Annotated in this window: 18 protein-coding genes and 1 riboswitch; of the genes, 8 read left to right on the top strand and 10 right to left on the bottom strand. The window is 35.4% G+C overall.

The window, feature by feature from the left end; all coding sequences use genetic code 11:
* Positions 1–29: 29 nt before the first annotated feature.
* The 3 genes from AB4Y30_RS17170 to AB4Y30_RS17160 form a co-directional block, all read right to left on the bottom strand.
* Entirely contained in the window at positions 30–650 is a 621-nt protein-coding gene (locus AB4Y30_RS17170; RefSeq protein ID WP_368653405.1) for a YpmS family protein, read from the bottom strand.
* On the bottom strand, positions 616–1,560 hold the full coding sequence (locus AB4Y30_RS17165) for a GDSL-type esterase/lipase family protein (RefSeq protein WP_368653404.1): 945 nt from the start codon (positions 1,558–1,560) through the stop codon (positions 616–618). Before AB4Y30_RS17165 ends, AB4Y30_RS17170 begins: the two co-directional genes overlap by 35 nt.
* A 736-nt stretch (positions 1,561–2,296) precedes the next feature.
* Positions 2,297–3,964: an O-acetylhomoserine aminocarboxypropyltransferase/cysteine synthase family protein gene (locus AB4Y30_RS17160; protein ID WP_368653403.1), complete on the bottom strand. Its 1,668-nt coding sequence runs from the start codon at positions 3,962–3,964 to the stop codon at positions 2,297–2,299.
* A gap of 123 nt (positions 3,965–4,087) precedes the next feature.
* A riboswitch (SAM riboswitch) is annotated at positions 4,088–4,208 on the bottom strand.
* A 175-nt stretch (positions 4,209–4,383) separates the two neighbouring features.
* Here AB4Y30_RS17160 and megL point away from each other — a divergent pair.
* Positions 4,384–5,568, top strand: coding sequence for a methionine gamma-lyase (gene megL, locus AB4Y30_RS17155; protein WP_368653402.1), 1,185 nt, complete (start codon positions 4,384–4,386; stop codon positions 5,566–5,568).
* Positions 5,569–5,597: 29 nt separating this feature from the next.
* On the top strand, positions 5,598–5,966 hold the full coding sequence (locus AB4Y30_RS17150) for a hypothetical protein (RefSeq protein WP_368653401.1): 369 nt from the start codon (positions 5,598–5,600) through the stop codon (positions 5,964–5,966).
* Positions 5,967–5,999: 33 nt separating this feature from the next.
* Here AB4Y30_RS17150 and AB4Y30_RS17145 read toward each other — a convergent pair whose 3' ends face one another.
* The 3 genes from AB4Y30_RS17145 to AB4Y30_RS17135 form a co-directional block, all read right to left on the bottom strand.
* On the bottom strand, positions 6,000–6,506 hold the full coding sequence (locus tag AB4Y30_RS17145) for a hypothetical protein (RefSeq protein ID WP_368653400.1): 507 nt from the start codon (positions 6,504–6,506) through the stop codon (positions 6,000–6,002).
* 103 nt (positions 6,507–6,609) lie between these two features.
* On the bottom strand, positions 6,610–7,074 hold the full coding sequence (locus AB4Y30_RS17140) for a DUF3278 domain-containing protein (RefSeq protein WP_368653399.1): 465 nt from the start codon (positions 7,072–7,074) through the stop codon (positions 6,610–6,612).
* Entirely contained in the window at positions 7,075–7,272 is a 198-nt protein-coding gene (locus tag AB4Y30_RS17135) for a helix-turn-helix transcriptional regulator (protein WP_368653398.1), read from the bottom strand.
* 182 nt (positions 7,273–7,454) lie between these two features.
* Here AB4Y30_RS17135 and cls point away from each other — a divergent pair, with 182 nt between their 5' ends.
* The 4 genes from cls to AB4Y30_RS17115 all read left to right on the top strand — a co-directional run bounded on the left by cls (position 7,455) and on the right by AB4Y30_RS17115 (position 11,907).
* On the top strand, positions 7,455–8,897 hold the full coding sequence (gene cls / locus AB4Y30_RS17130; RefSeq protein WP_368653397.1) for a cardiolipin synthase: 1,443 nt from the start codon (positions 7,455–7,457) through the stop codon (positions 8,895–8,897).
* 37 nt (positions 8,898–8,934) lie between these two features.
* Positions 8,935–9,456, top strand: coding sequence for an acyl-CoA thioesterase (locus tag AB4Y30_RS17125; protein WP_368653396.1), 522 nt, complete (start codon positions 8,935–8,937; stop codon positions 9,454–9,456).
* 234 nt (positions 9,457–9,690) lie between these two features.
* Entirely contained in the window at positions 9,691–10,452 is a 762-nt protein-coding gene (locus tag AB4Y30_RS17120; RefSeq protein WP_368653395.1) for a TerC family protein, read from the top strand.
* 213 nt (positions 10,453–10,665) lie between these two features.
* Positions 10,666–11,907: an aminopeptidase gene (locus tag AB4Y30_RS17115; RefSeq protein WP_368653394.1), complete on the top strand. Its 1,242-nt coding sequence runs from the start codon at positions 10,666–10,668 to the stop codon at positions 11,905–11,907.
* Between the two features lie 53 nt (positions 11,908–11,960).
* Here AB4Y30_RS17115 and recQ read toward each other — a convergent pair whose 3' ends face one another.
* The 4 genes from recQ to AB4Y30_RS17095 form a co-directional block, all read right to left on the bottom strand.
* Positions 11,961–14,114 carry a DNA helicase RecQ gene (recQ, locus tag AB4Y30_RS17110; RefSeq protein ID WP_368653393.1) on the bottom strand — a complete coding sequence of 718 codons (2,154 nt, stop codon included), beginning with the start codon at positions 14,112–14,114 and terminating at the stop codon, positions 11,961–11,963.
* A gap of 124 nt (positions 14,115–14,238) precedes the next feature.
* On the bottom strand, positions 14,239–14,418 hold the full coding sequence (locus AB4Y30_RS17105; RefSeq protein ID WP_368653392.1) for an SE1832 family protein: 180 nt from the start codon (positions 14,416–14,418) through the stop codon (positions 14,239–14,241).
* A gap of 24 nt (positions 14,419–14,442) precedes the next feature.
* Positions 14,443–15,525, bottom strand: a complete 1,083-nt coding sequence (locus AB4Y30_RS17100) for an AI-2E family transporter (protein WP_368653391.1) — start codon at positions 15,523–15,525, stop codon at positions 14,443–14,445.
* Positions 15,526–15,639: 114 nt separating this feature from the next.
* On the bottom strand, positions 15,640–16,746 hold the full coding sequence (locus AB4Y30_RS17095) for an alanine racemase (protein ID WP_368653390.1): 1,107 nt from the start codon (positions 16,744–16,746) through the stop codon (positions 15,640–15,642).
* Between the two features lie 178 nt (positions 16,747–16,924).
* Between AB4Y30_RS17095 and AB4Y30_RS17090 the strand changes: the two genes are divergently transcribed.
* Positions 16,925–17,914, top strand: coding sequence for an acyltransferase family protein (locus AB4Y30_RS17090; RefSeq protein WP_368653389.1), 990 nt, complete (start codon positions 16,925–16,927; stop codon positions 17,912–17,914).
* Between the two features lie 258 nt (positions 17,915–18,172).
* Positions 18,173–18,811, top strand: a complete 639-nt coding sequence (locus AB4Y30_RS17085; RefSeq protein ID WP_368653388.1) for a flavin reductase family protein — start codon at positions 18,173–18,175, stop codon at positions 18,809–18,811.
* Positions 18,812–18,817: the final 6 nt, after the last annotated feature.

Genomic DNA, 18,817 nt, shown 5'->3' with positions numbered 1-18,817 from the left:
TCTTCATAGAAAAAGGTTGTAGAGATTTTTTAATCGATTCCAAGTGTGCTATAAGGAATTCGGATTCGGAAAGCAAAGTGGTTTGCTTCCACATCGAATTGTTCGATAGCAACTTGAAAATTACTTTTTATATCCATTTCTGTGACTGCTACATAAATTTCTTCTTCCTTAGGATTCACAACCACCCAGTCAGGCATTGGTAAGGATTTCTTCATATACTCCATAATCTTCTTATTTGGTAATTGTAATAGACCAAGAGAAATAGAGCGTTGTTTTAAGATGACATTACCATCCTCTTGGACGATTGGCTCTAAATGGATTGAGAGCGGGACAGTTGTTGAAAAGACAGGTAAATCGCCTTGCAGATGTACGTCCTCTTCTAAAGAAACCGAATATCGGTGATTCGTTTTTTCCAAGAATTTATTGATATATGCATTGACTAAATCATTTAAGTTTTGTTTTGTTGTACGGACAACAAATTCAGAACTATCATGATAGTCAACTGGCTTTGTTGTTGGATATTCGGAACTTGAAACAGGCCAAAATATGAGTAATGCAATTAAAAATAGTATACCGAAGTTGATGTAGAGAAGATTGACGAAGTAATTTCTCCATCTATTCCCCGGTAGTTGTTCCGTTTTCTTCTTCATCATTCCCACCTTCAACTTCTATATTTGTTAAAAACTCTAAAACACGTTCTGCCATATGATAATATCCTAGTGAATTTGGATGAAAGTGATCATCAGCAAATAGATTATCACTTGCTTGATCAAACACATCTTGCATAGGAATAAATGTAACATCTTCATATTGACTCGTCGTAAAATTACTTGTTCGATTCCAGTCATTTACAATCGTTCCTAATTCCTCTATCTCTGGGAAATATTGAGCAAAAGGATTATAAATTCCTAATAGGAAAATATGTGCTTTATTATTTAGTTCTCTCATTTGTGTCAGAATCGTATTTATACGTTCTTCGTACTTTACACGTTCTCGAGCAAATTGTAAATAATGAAGGTCTACAAAGTTGTCTCTTGCGACTTTCATGATATCATTTGCACCGATTGTAATTAAAATAATATCTGCACTCTTCAGAGACTCCGAAATCTCTTCTTCTTCTTCCATGCGCACAAGCATTTGATCTGTACGATTTCCTCTTTTTCCGAAGTTTTCAAAGGTCGCAATTTGATTTTCTGCATTAATTGTACGATCTAAGATTCCAATGTATCCTCCTGCATTATGTTCATCACCAACTCCTTGAGTTAGGGAATCTCCTATACCAACAATCTTTATATCCTGATGTAAAAAGGAGTTCAGCGCGCTTTTGATTCTCTCGCGGATGCCATTTGTGGATGATGCAGGAACTTCTTCTTCGACAAACTCTTCTGGCTCAATCTCTTCTTCCGCAATTTGCTCAAGAATATCTTCTGTAACAGGAGGAACTTCTTTTAATTTTGCGAAGTTGGATTGTTGTTTACTATATGCATAAATGCTGACGCCACCAATAATAATTAAAATACCTATTATCCCATAAATTATTTTCCTAATAATTGAAATCACACCTATATCATGCACTTATTTAAAAGGGTCTTTTTAAAGCAATTATGTCCAATTTTCTTAAGTTCATTACATAATGAAGTCTAGTCTAAAACTATTATATTTTGTATAGCCTGCCTATAAAAAAATGTGACATCTATCAGAGGTTTTATACTCACTTAATAAGAATTTAGTTCCCAAGAGAATTTTATATTCCTTTTACTGAAAAATTACCTCTAAATGGAGATAAAAATAAAAGACCGTCTTTCATTATTTTACACTTTACATGTACGATGTAAACCGAAATCTTTTTTACAAAATAATTGTTTGAATTGGGGGAAAAGAGGAAATTTTCTTGTTATATGAGATTTTATGCAAATGGAAAATGATTTGAGTTAGTGAAATGAAAAGCCATAAACTTGGTACTTTAAAGTATTAGTTTGAAACCATAAAATATGTATGATTAATTATATTTTCTGTGAAAAAAACCTGTTAGCCGATAAGGAAGCTAACAGGTTTTTCTTCATGAGAAAAGAAAGTATAAAAATTGCGCAAATTAATGCTTATTCAAAGTTAGCGCTGTCTAGCTCTGAGCACCAAAAACTAAGAGCTAACGCGAGCCATCCTATAATAAAGGAGACTTGGCGATTGACAAGGCGTTAGGCGCAGACAGAGTCATAGTCGCACTTTTATCGACTAAGTTCAGTCACGTCACGCTTTTAGCCTGTAAGGGCGCGACTTTCGCTTTTTGTTTTATGAATTATTTACTTGTCCTTGCTTCTACTATTTCTTCTAATAAATCTTTATTAAAGAAGACGATAGCGTCATGTATACTTCCCAATGCACTTATGATATCTCCTGTTGGCTCATTTTCTACCCAGATGATTTTTCCTTGCTTCTCTGTAAATGTAGTCAGTTGAGCTTTTGAGATATTATCTTTGACCCATAGTGCATCAACTTGGTCTGTAGAAGAGATGGCATCCACTGCAATTATTTGATAACCAGCCTTTTTAACTGCTGCTACTTTTGTTTCGTCGATATCAGCAACTGCAATGACCTTTTGGCGTAAGCCTTCACTGCGGTCAAATGGTGAATGTACTAGCCATTTTGTAACTGAATCTTCGGTGTTTGTAAGCGAAGGTTCAATACCTACCGCTTTAGACATTGCTTGATCCAAGTCTTCTAAAATATCTTTTACAGATTCAAGTCCAATAGATAGACGAATTAATTCTTCATTTACTCCACTTTTCTCCAGATCCTCTGCACTTAATTGTTGATGTGTAGTGGATGCAGGATGGATAATTAATGATTTCGCATCACCAACATTTGCAACATGTGACCATAGCTTCACATTGTCGATTGCTTTTCTTCCAGCATCACGACCGCCTTTAATTCCAAATGTAACAATGGAACCGTAACCTTCTGTAAAGTACTTATGTGCAAGCTCATGTGATGGGTGATCTTTTAAGCCAGGGTAGTTCACCCAATCTACCGCAGGATGTGTTGTTAAGAACTTAACAACTTTTTCTGTATTTTTCGCATGACGTTCCATTCGTAAATGTAAAGTTTCTAATCCTTGCAACAATAAAAATGCGTTATGTGGACTTAAGCAAGCGCCGATATCACGCAATAACTGTACTCGTAGTTTAATAGCAAATGCAGGTGCACCTACATCTACATAGCGTAATCCATTATAGCTATCATCTGGCTCTGTAAATCCTGGGAATTTTCCATTACTCCAGTCAAATTTTCCGCCATCAACGACAACTCCAGCAATGGAATTCCCATGTCCACCAATCCATTTTGTGGCAGAATGAACAACAATATCTGCACCCCATTTTAATGGATGCGCGATTCCAGGTGCGAATGTGTTATCAATAATAAGAGGAATCCCATGCTCATGAGCAATATCAGCTACAGCCTCAATGTCAAAAACATACAAGCTTGGGTTTGTAATGGTCTCCCCATAAACTGCTTTTGTTTTATCCGTAATAGCTTCTCTAAAGTTTTCAGGATCCGATCCATCAACGAATTTTACATTGATTCCATATCTAGGCAAGGTATGGACGAATAAATTATATGTTCCACCGTATAGGTTACTATCTGTAACAATTTCATCTCCAGCACTTGCAATATTTAAAATGGCAAATGTAATTGCCGCCATACCAGAAGAAGTTGCGACAGCTGCAACCCCGTCTTCCAGTAAACTTACACGCTGTTCAAATGCATCCACCGTTGGATTGGTAATACGAGTATAAATATTTCCAGTTTTTTGTAATGCGAATACGCCTTGGGCATGCTCTGAATCCGGGAATACATAGGATGTTGTTTGGTGAATAGGTACTGCGCGAGATCCTGTTACTGGATCAGGGACCTGCCCACCATGAAGTAGAATAGTATCTTGATCTTGGAAATGAAATGTTGACATAATTAATAATCCTCCTCTTAATTTTTAGAAGCTTATATTGTAAAGATGTGATGATTCAAATTCAGAAAAAGAAAAGACCTCTTCTGAATAAGAAGAGGTCGTATGGTAAGGTCACGAATCCTCCTCTTATCTTCCAGATTAATGCGATTAATCTGTAGGATTTGGCACCATTAAAAGTAAAATTATTTACTCCAAGGTTGCTGGGCTTCATAGGGCCTATCCCCTCCACCACTCTTGATAAGAGATTGAGCATATAACTTAACGAGTATTATATAATTCCATTTTTTTAATTGCAAGTAATTTTCACACTAGTTTTTGTTTTCTTTGTTCAGATAATTAGATTGAAAATTCAGATGATAAATGCTTTTCAATGCTAGTTGTATCCAGTACAATAAAAGTCATAGGAATGGAGGGATTGTATGCCGAAAAAATATCAACGATTTGAAACGGCTATTATTCATGAAGGATATGATGAAAAAGAAGTATTAGGAAGTCTTGTTCCTCCTTTGTTCCAATCATCTACATTTGTATTTGATTCTGCTGAGCAAGGAGAACAACGATTTAGTGGTGAAACAGATGGTTATACCTATTCACGATTACGTAATCCTACTGTAGCGATATTAGAAGAAAGGATTGCTGCAATAGAAAATGGTGAAAAAGGTTTAGCATTTGGTTCTGGTATGGCTGCTATCTCCGCTGTATTATTTTCCTTAACGAAAGCTAATGACCATATCATTAGCTCTGTAGCTTTATATGGGAATACATTTGGTTTATTGAAATTAATGGAGGAAAAATACAATATTGCTCATGAAACTTGTAGTATGAAATCTACAGAAGAAATACGTTCATTGATTCGAAAAGAAACGGCATGCATTTTTGTGGAAACACCAGTAAATCCAACCATGCAGTTAATTGATCTGAAAATGGTAGCAGATGTGGCTAAAGAATTTGATATCCCTGTAGTAATAGACAATACATTCTGTTCTCCTTATTTACAACGCCCATTAGATTTAGGCTGTGACATTGTTGTACATAGTGCTACAAAATATATTGGGGGTCACGGAGATGTTGTTGCTGGTTTAGCAGCAGGAAAGGCAGAGCTAATTGAGCGAATTCGCAAGACAACGTTTAAAGATATTGGTGGGATTATTTCTCCATTTGATGCCTGGCTTCTGTTACGTGGTTTGAAGACATTGCCTGTTCGAATGGATCGTCATTGTGAAAATGCTGAACAGATTTTTAAACGTTTAAAAGAACATCCAAAAGTAGCAAATGCTTATTATCCAGGAGACGCTGATGCTCCAGATTATGAAATATTTAAGAAACAAATGAAAAGTGGAGGAGGAATGATTGCATTTGAAGTTGTTGGTACAAAGAAAGATGCGCAAAAGTTTTTAAATGCAGTAAAAGTAATTAAGCTAGCAGTTAGTTTAGGTGATATTGATTCCCTTATTCAACATCCTGCAACGATGACACATAAAATTGTTCCAGAGAAAGAGCGTTTAGAAATGGGAATTACTGATACAATGATTCGACTTTCCATTGGTCTAGAGGCATGGGAAGACTTGTGGGAGGATTTAGAGCAAGCATTAGAGGTCATCTGATGTATTTGTAATAGGAATGGAGCAGAACTATGACGTATTATTATTTTATTGGTGCTGATGTCACTCTCAAGCCGTGGGAAGATAATCGTAATGCGATTGGAATATGGCCGAGCGAAGATGATGAAGGTTATTTTGCTAAGGCGCTACACTATCCTCTTCAACATGAGATTTACAATGGACTAGATAGTGAAAGTGAAACGATTAGCTTGATGAATTACTTACGTTTTCAAGCAGAGGATAAGGAGCAATGTGTTTTTGAAATTGCACATTTGCTAAGCTCCAATATAGAAGATTATCAGGTGAAGGAGCGGGTGGATAAAATTTTCTCTGAAATCCAGTCGCCAAAGGAGCTTATTATTCCAGTTGGAACGATATTAACCATTCGGAAAAATAAATAACTATCAAAAAGCGTGGGGAAATAATTAATTTCCTCACGCTAAATTTGTTTGTTTTTTCATTTTCTTAAGCTTTTTTTTCATTTTCTTCTTTTGTCTGCGTTGATGGTTCATATAGGATAATAGAGCACCGGTAACAACTACACCTCTTGAAGCATTACGAATCAAGCTAGGGACTGGACCATTTTCTATAGGACGTGGATCTGAATGAGTGCTATATGGCGTGCTCGTAGACTCAATCGTTTGATCTTTTGATGGCACTGTATGGTACGTATACGCATTTTTTGTTGTATCTTCTTTGTTTAAAGCATCTAGATTCTTAGGCTCTAGACTGTCATCTGCGTGCTTGTCATAACGCATTAATGGAATGAAAATAGCCAGTAAAGCCAAAATAGCAACTATCCCGACAATGATGACTGCGGAAAAAGAATTTGTTGAAGCAAATATGAAAGTATTGCTAATGGAAAGATCCATAGCAAAAGTAGGTGTAGCCCATACTAGAAATAGGAAAACAGAGAATAATACTACCATTGTTTTTTTCATTTGGATCATTTCCTTCCGAGTTTTTCTTTCGTTAAACATACCATTTCTATTAGTTTATTTCAAAGTATACGAGATTTTTAGAAAATCATATCCCGTAATCCAGTTAAGCTAATTCTTTATTCTTTTTATAAGATTTTTGCAAGGAGATATAATTTATGATGAACCAGAAAAATCCAGCAAATATTGGAAGAACAATGGTTTCAGCCCACTTGCTTATTTCATTAGGTAACCCCTCAAAAATAAGTAAAAACAATATAAATGTACTAGCAAATATAGCACTTCTAAATGTAATATGATTACGTTCCTTTTTAAAGGAAGTTTCTGAGACAACATCTGTATATTCCATACCAGACAGAATATATCGAATTAGAACATAGATGATAAAAACTGCAATCGGTAGAAAAAGGATAGTGTCAATTTGATTTTTAAATATTGGAATATATTTACTGCTAATTAACAATGCTATAAGAGAAAACAATAATATAAATGTTCCCTCTGCTACAAAATAGAGTATTCTTTTTTCTTTGTACTCATCCGTTGGTAATAAGAAAGCAATCCAAGATTTCATTTATCTCTCCACCTTCCAAAATAAATCGTCTAAAGTTTTATTAAGTTCTTTGGCAATAGCAATACAGAGCTGGAGACTGGGATTATATTCACCTTTCTCAATAAGGCCAATTGTTTGTCTTGCAACCCCTACTCTTTGAGCTAATTCTTGCTGTGTAATATTCATTTTAATTCTTGTGATCTTCACATTGTTTTTCATTAGTTCACCTGTATCATGTAATATATATGTACCAAATGTAATTTATATATTACATTGAATAGAAGTAAAAATCAATACTAAAATAAATAAAAACCTATAGAGAGCAGTTATCTTTTATATAAATTTTTATTTCTGTGCTATGATGAGTGATAGGAAGCTCTTGGGTGTAAGGGGTGTTTAAATTGGGTTTTATTACATTTTTCTTAGGATCTATAATGATATTTAACTTTGTCTTAGCATTTACAGTAATATTCCTTGAGCGTAAAAATGCTCCCTCTACATGGGCTTGGTTAATGGTTCTATTTTTTATACCAATTGCTGGCTTTATATTGTATTTAATTTTTGGGAAAAAATTGAGCCGTAAAAAGATCTTTACTTGGGATACAAAAAGTAGACATGGGGTAAAGAATCAAGCTAATCAACAAATCCAAGCACTAGAAAAAGGGGAGTTCTCATTTAAACAGCAAGAGTTCTCTGCATATAGTGATATTTTTTATTTACATTTAAAAAGTGATGATGCTATTTATTCAGAAAATAACCAAGTAGATATTTTCACAGATGGTCGGGAAAAGTTTGATGCTTTGATTTATGACTTGAAACGAGCAAAAGATCATATTCACTTAGTTTATTATATTGTCCGTGATGACCAATTAGGTAATGAAATTGCTAATGTGTTAATAGACAAGGCAAGAGAAGGAATCGAAGTTCGTCTTTTGTTTGATGACATGGGATCAAGAGGGATAGGACGTAAGTTTATCCGCCGATTGAAATCAGAAGGAGTACAAGTAGATGCATTTTTCCCTCCGTTAATACCGAAGATTAATTTTAAGATTAATTTTCGTAATCATCGAAAAATAGCAGTTATTGATGGCAAGATTGGTTATATAGGTGGCTTTAATATTGGGGATGAATACTTAGGGAAAAGTGATAAATTTGGTTATTGGCGCGATACACATATGCGTGTAGTAGGAGACGCAGTTGGTCAATTACAAACACGATTTGTTTTAGATTGGAATCAAGCATCACGAAATGACATCCTGTATGAAAGGCGTTTTTATGCTACAGAAGCTGGTGGAGCTACAGGGATGCAAATTGTCACAAGTGGTCCAGACACAGATTGGGAACAAATTAAATATGGCTACATAAAAATGATATTATCAGCGAAAGAATATGTATACATACAAACACCCTATTTTATTCCTGATGAAAGCTTACGTGATGCAGTTCGAATTGCAGCTTTATCAGGTGTAAAGATTAAAATCATGATTCCAAATAAGCCAGACCATCCATTTGTATATTGGGCAACTTATTCTTATGTAGGAGAACTACTTAATGTAGGCGCTGAGATTTATATTTATCAAAGAGGATTTCTACATGCAAAAACGATTGTTGTAGATGGAAAGATTTCATCTGTTGGTACGGCAAATATTGATGTACGCAGCTTCCGACTAAATTTTGAAGTGAATGCGTTTTTATATGATACAAAAATTGCTCAGCAACTGGTTGATGCGTTTCAACGAGATGCTGTTTATTCCACACAGATGACGAAGCTATTATATAAACAAAGACCTATAAGTATCCGCTTTAAAGAATCAATTTCTCGATTACTTTCACCTATTCTATAGATAAACTATAAGAAATGACAACTGAGGAGGAATATAAATGGAAGCAAAACCTTGTTTGTACTCATTGACAGTGAAAACTGGCTATGTGTTACCACCAGATACCAATACGTTAGGGACTTTATTTGGTGGAAAGTTGATGTCTTATATTGATGATGTCGCTGCTATTGCTGCAGCAAAACATTCACGCAGAATGGCAGTAACAGCATCTACAGATTCGGTTGATTTCCTTCATCCCGTATTTGAAGGAGATTCAATTTGTATAGAGGCGTTTGTGACATGGACACATACTACTTCAATGGAGGTTTTCTCAAAAGCAGTAACCGAAAATTTGCGAACAGGAGAGCGAAAGGTTTGTGCAACAGCATTTATGACTTTTGTTGCAGTAGATGACAATGGAAAACCAGTACCAGTTCCTCCTGTTTATCCTGAAACGGAGCAAGAAGAACAGCTACATCGGGGTGGGCAAGAACGAGCAAATTATCGATTAGAGAGAAGAAAGCGTTCGAAGGAAATGGCTAAAACTTTTGGAACAGCATATCCTTGGAATAGAGAAAACTGATTGACATTAAACGCAAAACATGGTTTACTAAAAATATATTCCAAAGGGGAGTAGCTTTTATAGTAAAGTCGTCATTACAGAGTGGTTCAACAATCTCTCTCGGCTTTATTGGCAACTTCAACGTTGTTAGCAAGACCTTTGCCATTTGTGGTAAAGGTCCGTATTTTTTTAGGAGTCTTTACCACACTAAGGGGTAGAGACTCCTATTTTTTATTGAGAGAGGAAGAAGAACATATGGAAACATTGTGGTTAGAGTATGGATGGACATTAATCATACTAATTGGTCTTGAGGGAATATTATCTGCGGATAACGCGCTTGTAATGGCTGTAATCGCAAAGCACTTACCACCCGAACAAAAGAAACGAGCAATTACTTATGGGATTTTAGGAGCGTTTATTTTCCGTTTTGCGGCACTATTTGCGATCTCATTTTTGGTGAATGTTTGGCAAGTACAAGCTATTGGAGCTGCATACCTTATATATTTAGGAACAAGACATATTATTGGTCAATACTTTGGTAAGAAGCAGGAAGAAGAAAATCTCAAGGATCAAAAAGGAAAAGGGTTTTGGCCAACAGTAATTAGAATTGGTATAGCTGATTTAGCATTTGCAATTGATTCTATTTTAGCTGCAGTAACACTGGCAATTACTTTACCAGCAACAGGTTTACCACATATAGGCGGTATGGATGGTGCTCAGTTTGTGATTGTTGTAATTGGAGGAATTGCGGGACTTGTGTTAATCCGCTATGCTGCCAACTGGTTTATCGTATTGCTTGATAAGCGCCCTGGATTGGAAACAACTGCGTACCTAATTGTAGCTTGGGTAGGAGTGAAATTAGCTGTTGTTACATTAGCTCATCCAAAGCTATTGATAATTGACGAGCACTTTCCACATAGTGCATTATGGAAAATATTCTTCTGGAGTACTTTAATAGCTATTGCAGTATTTGGCTGGATTTTATCTGGAAGAAAAGCAAAGCAAAGACAACAATAGTATATGGGAGCTTGTAGACGAAAATAAACGTTTACAAGCTTTTTTGTAGTGTAAAAATAATTCTTATTCAAAGGTAGCGACGTCTCCAGCGCCAAAACTAAATAAATATCTAACACCAGTTTGTAAGGATATGATTTGCGCTTTTTATTGGAATGTGATATTTTTCCTTTTTTGTGAAATAATGAAAATAGATGATTAGATGGAGGGATAGGAATGGTAGATCAACAAACAAAAGAAAAATACGCAGAACTGGCATTACGCACAGGTGTAAATTTACAAAAAGGTCAAGCATTATTAATTAGTGCGCCAATTGAAACAGCAGATTTCACAAGAATTGTTGTTCGTAAAGCGTATGAGATGGGTGCAAAAAATGTTCATGTGAACTGGTCTGATGATGAGCTAACTTTATTAAAATTTACGCATGCTTCAGATGAAGTGCTTGGTAATTTCCCTGAGTGGCAAGTAAAGCTTCAAGAATCCTTTGCCGAAGATGGGGCGGCATTGCTTTCTATTAGTTCAACTAATCCAGATTTATTGCAGGATGTAGATCCAGAGCGAGTTGCTTTGGCAAATCGCGCAGCTGGAATGGCATTAACAAATTTCCGTAAATATGTGATGAATGATAAAATTACTTGGTCGATTATTTCGATTCCAACTGGAGATTGGGCACAAAAAATATTCCCAGACAAGTCCCGTGATGAAGCGATTGAAAGCTTATGGGAGGAAATTATAAAAATTGTTCGTGTCGATCAAGAAGATCCAATTGCTGCATGGGAAAAACATAATCACACACTCCATCGTGCAGAAACAATCTTAAATGAACGTAAATATACAAAATTAATATTAAAAGCACCAGGAACAAACTTGGAGGTTGGTTTACCAGAAGGTCATATTTGGCGTGGAGGATCAACAAATTCAGAAAAAGGCATTACGTTTAATCCAAATATGCCAACAGAAGAGGTTTTCTGTGTGCCCCATAAATATGAGGTGAATGGAACAATTGCAAGTACGAAGCCATTAAACTATGGCGGAAGCTTAATTGATGAATTCAGTCTTACTTTTAAAGATGGGAAAGTAGTTGATTTTAAAGCGGCTCAAGGAGAGAACGTACTAAAGCATTTACTAGATGCAGATGAAGGTGCGAGAAGATTAGGAGAAATCGCACTTGTTCCAGATGAATCACCTGTTTCACAGTCAGGGCTTATTTTCTATAATACATTATTTGATGAAAATGCTTCTTGTCACTTTGCCCTTGGAAAAGCTTATCCAACGAATTTAACGGGTGGATCAGCAATGAGTAATGAAGAATTAGATGCGCATGGAGTAAATGATAGTATTATACATGTTGACTTCATGGTTGGGTCAGATCAGTTAGATATTGATGGAATTACGCCAGATGGGACAGTGGAAGCTGTTTTCCGTGGTGGTACTTGGGCTTTAAACATAGAAGAATAGAGTAAAAAATAAGACAGGATGTGGGTGAAGCATCCTGTCTTATGATATTAAGCTTACATAATATCATTCTTAACCAGTACAGCTTTTATTTTTGTATAACTATATGATTCTGGTAGGCTTTCTTTGAGCGGTTTTAATTTGGGCTCTGTTATATTTTCTCGTGCTTCTAATACTTCCTTCTCCTCATGTTCTTCAAAAAAGATATTCCAAAAGATAGGGTATCCTGCTTTAGCAGCCTTAAAGATATGCTCTTCAATTGTTAATTTTTTCATTTCACGTGTGCGGGCAATATCGGCAATGGATTTCCCTGTTTGAAACATCTGATAGCTGACAAGGTAACTTGGTTCGGTTGATTTTTCTCTAGGGTTTCGTTTTGCCTCAGGTGCCCCAGAGACAACGCCAATTTGTACTTTGGACTGAACAGAAGGGTTTTCTTTAGACCATTTGATAATTTCTGGTAAAAATATTTCACCATATTTCGCGAATTTTCTTTCGCTTATTCCTTTTATCGCCAACATTTCCTCTTTATTCCCCGGGAAATAACGACAAATATCGCGTAATGTTGCATCCGAAAATAATACATATGGAGGAACATTTTCTTCAGCAGCAACCCTCTTTCGTAATGCGCGTAAAATCTCAAATAATTCTACATTGTAATCTGTATCTAATGCAGTTGGAACAGATAAGGTAGACATCTGCACTTTACGATTACCTTTCAGTACATCAATTGATTGATGGTTGAGTTTTAATGTTGGGTATTGACCTTCCTCTGTTGCTAGTAATTGCTCTGCAATCAAAAACTGGATCCGTTCTGTTAATTCTTTTTCTGTATAGGCAGAGAGCAACCCATAAGTAGGTAATTGATCAAGTCGAAAAGAGCGGACTTTTTGATCCTTTGATCCTTTTAAAACTTTTGCAGTCATTCCTGCGCCAAATCTTTCACCCATCCGTTTTACACAAGATAGAATCATCTGTGCTTCCTCTGTAATATCTATTTTTTCCACATTACTCTCGCAGTTACTACATTTTTTGCATTGATAGCCAGGCTGTAGGTCATTAAAATAATCCAAAATAAAAGCAGATAAACACCGATCTGTATGACAATAATTAATCATAGCTTGTAGCTTCCCGTATTCCTTCCGTTTCATCTCTTCATCATTTAAAGATTGTTCAATAAGAAATTTTTGTAATTGGATATCCTGAGGGGCAAATAGAAGAATACAATCACTTTCCTCTCCATCGCGCCCAGCACGGCCTGCCTCCTGATAATAAGATTCAATATTCATTGGTAGCGCATAATGGATTACAAATCTTACATTACTTTTATCAATTCCCATTCCAAATGCGTTTGTAGCAATCATCAATGATTTTTTATCATGAATAAAAGCACTTTGAGCATCCTTTCGCTCGTGTTCTGGCATTCCAGCATGATATTTCAATACTTCATGTCCATCATTTGATAATTGTTCATATAAGCTATCAGCCTGTTTTCGTGTTGCTGTATAAATGATTCCAGATTCAGTTGATCGTTCTTTAAGAAAGGAACGAATATATGTTAATCTATCAATTCCTTTGACGATATGGAATGATAGATTTGTTCGTTCAAAGCCTGTTTTTACAACTTGTTTGTTTTCAATATGTAGCAGCTGTTGAATATCTTCAATTACATCTTCTGTGGCAGTAGCTGTCAATGCAACATAAACAGGGATATTATTAAGTTTCTGTAAATTAGGAACGATGGAACGATAACTTGGTCGAAAATCATGTCCCCATTGGGAAATACAATGTGCTTCATCAAAGGCAACAAGAGAAATCTCCAAACGACTCATTAAATTTACGAATGAAGCTGCTTCTAATCGTTCTGGCGCGACATATACAAATTTGTATCGACCTTGGGCAATATCGCGAAGACGATGCTTTTGTTCTGAAATAGATAAAGAGCTATTAATATAGGTTGCAGAAATACCAAGTGCCAGTAAAGCATCCACCTGATCCTTCATTAAGGAGATTAATGGGGAAATAATAATAGCTGTTCCATCTAAAACAAGCCCAGGCACTTGAAAACATAATGATTTCCCGCTTCCTGTAGGCATCACTGCTAATGTATGTTGTCGATTTAATACATGTTGAATCGTTTCTTGTTGACCAGGACGAAACGAGGGATATCCAAAATAGGTTTTTAAGATTTTTTGCGCTTTTCCGTTCATATGTTTCACCTCTGCTTAATCCTAACATATTTTGCTGAAAACAATCGAATGTCGAAAAGAGAATAAAAGACAGATAAGGACATATGAAAATGCCCTTATCTGTATCAACTTTGTTTATTTTTTCTTATTCAAGCTCTGCTAATTTTTGATTTACCTCAGCAATTTCCTTTTCTAAACGGATGAGTTGTTCTTCAGCAGAGGATACACGACCTCGAACAAATTCTAACTTATCCATATCCTGTTGGATGCGAACATAATCAGATTTAAGCTCTGCTAGCTGTGCTTCTAATTTTTCTTTTGTCATTTTGTTTTCACCTCGCTGTATATTTTAAATTAAGGCATCTTTTTTATTATCTTTTGAATCTTGATAGGTTTGATAAAAATGCATGATAATTGTTTTGAGTGCTGCATAGAACGGCACTGCGAAAAGAATCCCTAGAAATCCTGCAATACTTCCTGCTGCTAGAATAACAGTAATTACAGTAAGCGGATGTAAAGAGAGTACTCGGCCCATTACATTTGGAGAAATAAGATTACTTTCTGTTTGTTGTGCAATTACAGTAATGATTAATACCCAAACAACCATAATTGGATCTTGAATTAATGCTACAATAATTGCTGGGATAACTGCTAGGAATGGTCCAAGGAATGGGATAACATTCATAACCATAGCAAACAATGCGAGTGTTAATGAATAGTCAAGTCCCATAGCGAAATAACCAATAAAGAGCAGGACGCCTAGAATAAAGCTTACAATTATTTGCCCTTGAATAAATCCAGCTAATGTGTAATTTAGTTTTTTCAACAGGCTCTTAATATTATCTGCCTTTTCCTTTTTAAAAATCTGTGTAATAAACGGAACAAGCTTATCCCCATCCTTCAACATAAAAAACAAGAAGAAAGGAATAAGTGCTAGGGAAATAACAAAAGATACGAGTTGACTAATAAAATTAAAAACATATCCGACAATACTTTCTACATGTGATTGAATATTACTCATGAAATTATTAATAGCATCATTGACTTGAGGTGGTATTGTAATCTGATTAGATTGTAATAAATTAATCCAATGCTCCACTGTCTGTACCATTTTTGGTGTGTTTGCTATTATGTTGTGGATCTGATTTTGTGCAATCGGTACAATAAACATTACAAAGAGTATGCCCACTAATATGAGGAGCAAGAAGATGATAAGAATCCCAAATATTCGTTTTACTCGGTACTTTTCCAAGAAAGTTAGTATTGGCTTCGTTAAGTAAAATAATACGCCTGCACCAACAATAGGAATAGCCACAGCTTGTACATATTTAATGATTGGCGAAAATAAAAAATTAACTTTGGAGATAAGTAAAATGAGAGCAAATATTAGGACGAAAGCTACTAATGTTTGAAACCACTTTTTTCCAAACAAGGATACCCCAACTTTCCATTAAAAATCTATCTTTATTAGTTGTCACACAGGAGTAATTTTGTGAATTTAAAAAAGGTAAATTATCGTCTCAGATGCTCTACAAGCAGACTATTTTTATTGTAATTTTCCACGACCATCAATAGAGAAGGTGTCAACAACTTCGTCTTCTTCAACAATAAATGCTTTATCGTATAAATTGCTAACAGGACAAATATGGTTTGGAATGATTTCTATTTTATCTCCAATCTGGATCGTGTTGCGAAATGCCTCATTGTAGATAATAGCATGTTCATCATATACAGCATGGACATGGACATTGTCATGTTCTTTTACAAATCCGAGCCCTTCTGTTTTTGTAATACCTTTTTTTCGTGTTTGCATTGTAATACCTTTTGCTCCCACATCGGTGATGACCCGTTCATGTGTTGGCTTACTAATGACTGTTGTTAAAACAGATGCTGCACATCGTTCATAAGTACCGAGAACATTTCCTTGACCTAAGTCCATAAAAATATATGTGCCAGGGCGAATTTCTGTTACACCCTTTGGTATACCAAATCCAAGCATAAATGGGGGTGTAGAACCAATACTAACGACTTGATTCTCCCAGCCCATTTCCTCGCCAATTGCTGCAAAGCCTAGTGTTCGTTCTACACCTTCTAAATAGAGCGCTTTACATGCATCAAGACTCTCTGCACTATAGGTATGTCCATCATGTGAGAAAATTCCTTTATACTCTATATGTTCACAAGTTTTAAGACGTTTTAAAATAGCAATAAAATCTTTTTCCTCAATAACTCCAGAACGGTTTTCACCAATTTCAATTTCAATAAGTACCTGGGCTTTCTTCTCAGAAGAGGCAAAAACTTTTTCAATTTCTTCTACATGGTACAAGCTATCTATTCCGAAAGAGATATTAATCGTTTCTGCTAGCTTTTGGATACGCAGGAGCTTTTGTTCTCCAACGATTTGGTTGGCAATAAAGATATTTGTGAGTCCATTTGCAGCCATTACTTCTGCTTCTCCTACTTTAGCGACTGCAATACCTTTAGCACCAGCTTCTACTTGCAATTTAGCTACTGCTGGCATCTTATGAGTTTTCGTATGAGGGCGTAATGTTACTTCATTTGCATCCGCATACTTTTGCATATATGTTAAGTTCTCCATCATTTTGTGACGGTTAATTACTAATGCAGGTGTATCGATTTCTATCTTTTTCATTTAAATAGCCTCCTTGAGAAAAAATTATTTAACTTTAATTATACTTTACTATCAGAGTTATTTGAATAGGGAACATTTTTTACAAAACAATTATGGATTAACATTCATTTTACAAATGTGTAAAAGTGATACATAACTACTTAATTACGGGTAAAGTATAAACGGAGAGGTGGTTAAAATGACAAGAGAAGCTTATTTTGACAATGCTAAATTTATTTTAATCTTTCTTGTTGTCTTTGGGCATATCATTCAACCGTACACGAATGATGTTACGGGCGTGTATACTTTATATACTTGGATATACTTTTTTAGTATGCCTGCATTCATATTTACTGCTGGATTCTTTGCCAAAGGCTCTGGAAATTTAACTTATATACTACAATTAGCGAAAAAATTGCTGATTCCATACATTATTTTCCAACTTATTTACAGTGCTTATTATTATTTCCTAGGGAAATCAGCTTGGGGAGTTAGTGTGTTAACGCCAGAGTGGTCATTGTGGTTTTTGATGAGCTTATTTAGTTGGCATATTATGTTAATTGTATATCGAAAAATCCCACCAATGCTTGGAATTCTTTTAGCATTTGGGATTGGGATAGCAGTTGGTTATATTGATGACATTGGTCAGACATTGAGTTTATCACGCACCTTCGTATTCTTTCCATTCTTTCTCTGTGGTTATTGGTTGACGAAGGAACATGTCATGCTTGTGAAGCGTAATTCAGTAAAAATCATTGGAACTCTAGTACTTGCTGCAATGGTCTTTGTTGTTTATTGGTTACCTGAGATTAACACAGGCTGGTTACTCTCTTCCAAATCCTATAGTGAGCTTGGTTTTCCAGAGATTGGTGGACTAGTTAGAATCGGAGTTTATATAGCATCTATAGCGATGGCGATTGCAGTTTTAGCTTGGATACCGAATAAAATGTATACATTCACTTATTTAGGTCAAAGAACATTGTATGTTTATTTATTACACGGATTTTTCATCCAATTTTTCCGAGAGACTGGAATTTTACATGTGAATAATATGTTAGATGTCTTCGGATTAGCCTTATTATCGTTAGTCATCGTGTTTTTGTTATCACATCGCTGGATACTCGGAATTTGGCAACCGCTTATAGAAGGAAAAACAACCGTGTTACGAAAAGATATTTTACAAAAATAAATGTTGAAAATGAAAGAAAAAAAGTGCTTTTTGAAATTGATGAAGAAAATAATTAGTGAGGTGCTAGAAAGTGAGAAAACTTACTTTTTGAGCATCTCATTTTTTCTTTATTCTACCTATCCTAAAGTGACTTGCTATTCAGAAAAATTAGGGATATACTGGGGAAAAATATGTTCTTCATTGTAGAGGGTTTTTAACTTGATGAAAAACCCTTATTACGCTTCGACATAATCAATATAAAAGGAGATTGCCACAATAATGATTATCAATCCAAATGACCTAGATCCACAAAGTGTTTATAAACTGCTCTCTGGAGCTGTTGTTCCACGTCCCATTGCTTGGGTCTCTACAGTTTCTCAGGATGGCATAGCAAATATCGCGCCATATAGTTTCTTTACCATCGCTTCAAGAAATCCTCCTACCTTGGTTATTTCCGTAGGTGTAGGGACAGCAGAACGAGCAGGAACAGTAAAGGATACACTTACTAACATTCGCGAACAGAAAGATTTTGTCGTTAATATTGTAACCGCTTCCCTAGCCAATGAAATGCAATACAGTAGTGAAAACCTGCCAAGTGATGTGGATGAATTTGCTCATATAGGATTAACAGCAATTGATTCAGAGGTGGTTAAAGCACCACGTTTATTGGAAGCACCAATTAGTATGGAATTAACATTACACGATATTATTCCTATTGGTGAAGATCATCTTATTTTAGGAAGAGTTGTACGATATCATGTGAAAGATGAACTCTATGAAAATGGGAAAATTAATTTAGAAAAGCTAGCACCTCTTGGTAGATTAGCAGGAAATTATTCACCAGTAGAAACAATTTTTTCATTACCAAATGAACAATTAAAACAATATCTGAAGTCGCCTGTAGATCGTAGTAAATAATAAAAA

The organism is Ornithinibacillus sp. 4-3, from assembly GCF_040958695.1.
In the GTDB taxonomy this organism is placed as follows: Bacteria; Bacillota; Bacilli; order Bacillales; family Amphibacillaceae; genus CALAMD01.
The sequence above is the reverse complement of the archived record's forward strand: the minus strand, read 5'-3'. Positions and strand labels throughout refer to the sequence as shown.

What these genes read in the sequence shown, in the direction of transcription:
- AB4Y30_RS17115 (WP_368653394.1), top strand. Translation starts at nt 10,666, where the DNA reads ATGGTAGATCAACAAACAAAAGAAAAATACGCAGAACTGGCATTACGC.
- AB4Y30_RS17160 (WP_368653403.1), bottom strand. Translation starts at nt 3,964, where the DNA reads ATGTCAACATTTCATTTCCAAGATCAAGATACTATTCTACTTCATGGT.
- AB4Y30_RS17120 (WP_368653395.1), top strand. Translation starts at nt 9,691, where the DNA reads ATGGAAACATTGTGGTTAGAGTATGGATGGACATTAATCATACTAATT.
- AB4Y30_RS17085 (WP_368653388.1), top strand. Translation starts at nt 18,173, where the DNA reads ATGATTATCAATCCAAATGACCTAGATCCACAAAGTGTTTATAAACTG.
- AB4Y30_RS17135 (WP_368653398.1), bottom strand. Translation starts at nt 7,272, where the DNA reads ATGAAAAACAATGTGAAGATCACAAGAATTAAAATGAATATTACACAG.
- megL (WP_368653402.1), top strand. Translation starts at nt 4,384, where the DNA reads ATGCCGAAAAAATATCAACGATTTGAAACGGCTATTATTCATGAAGGA.
- AB4Y30_RS17140 (WP_368653399.1), bottom strand. Translation starts at nt 7,074, where the DNA reads ATGAAATCTTGGATTGCTTTCTTATTACCAACGGATGAGTACAAAGAA.
- AB4Y30_RS17090 (WP_368653389.1), top strand. Translation starts at nt 16,925, where the DNA reads ATGACAAGAGAAGCTTATTTTGACAATGCTAAATTTATTTTAATCTTT.
- recQ (WP_368653393.1), bottom strand. Translation starts at nt 14,114, where the DNA reads ATGAACGGAAAAGCGCAAAAAATCTTAAAAACCTATTTTGGATATCCC.
- AB4Y30_RS17150 (WP_368653401.1), top strand. Translation starts at nt 5,598, where the DNA reads ATGACGTATTATTATTTTATTGGTGCTGATGTCACTCTCAAGCCGTGG.
- AB4Y30_RS17125 (WP_368653396.1), top strand. Translation starts at nt 8,935, where the DNA reads ATGGAAGCAAAACCTTGTTTGTACTCATTGACAGTGAAAACTGGCTAT.
- AB4Y30_RS17145 (WP_368653400.1), bottom strand. Translation starts at nt 6,506, where the DNA reads ATGAAAAAAACAATGGTAGTATTATTCTCTGTTTTCCTATTTCTAGTA.
- AB4Y30_RS17170 (WP_368653405.1), bottom strand. Translation starts at nt 650, where the DNA reads ATGAAGAAGAAAACGGAACAACTACCGGGGAATAGATGGAGAAATTAC.
- AB4Y30_RS17105 (WP_368653392.1), bottom strand. Translation starts at nt 14,418, where the DNA reads ATGACAAAAGAAAAATTAGAAGCACAGCTAGCAGAGCTTAAATCTGAT.
- AB4Y30_RS17095 (WP_368653390.1), bottom strand. Translation starts at nt 16,746, where the DNA reads ATGAAAAAGATAGAAATCGATACACCTGCATTAGTAATTAACCGTCAC.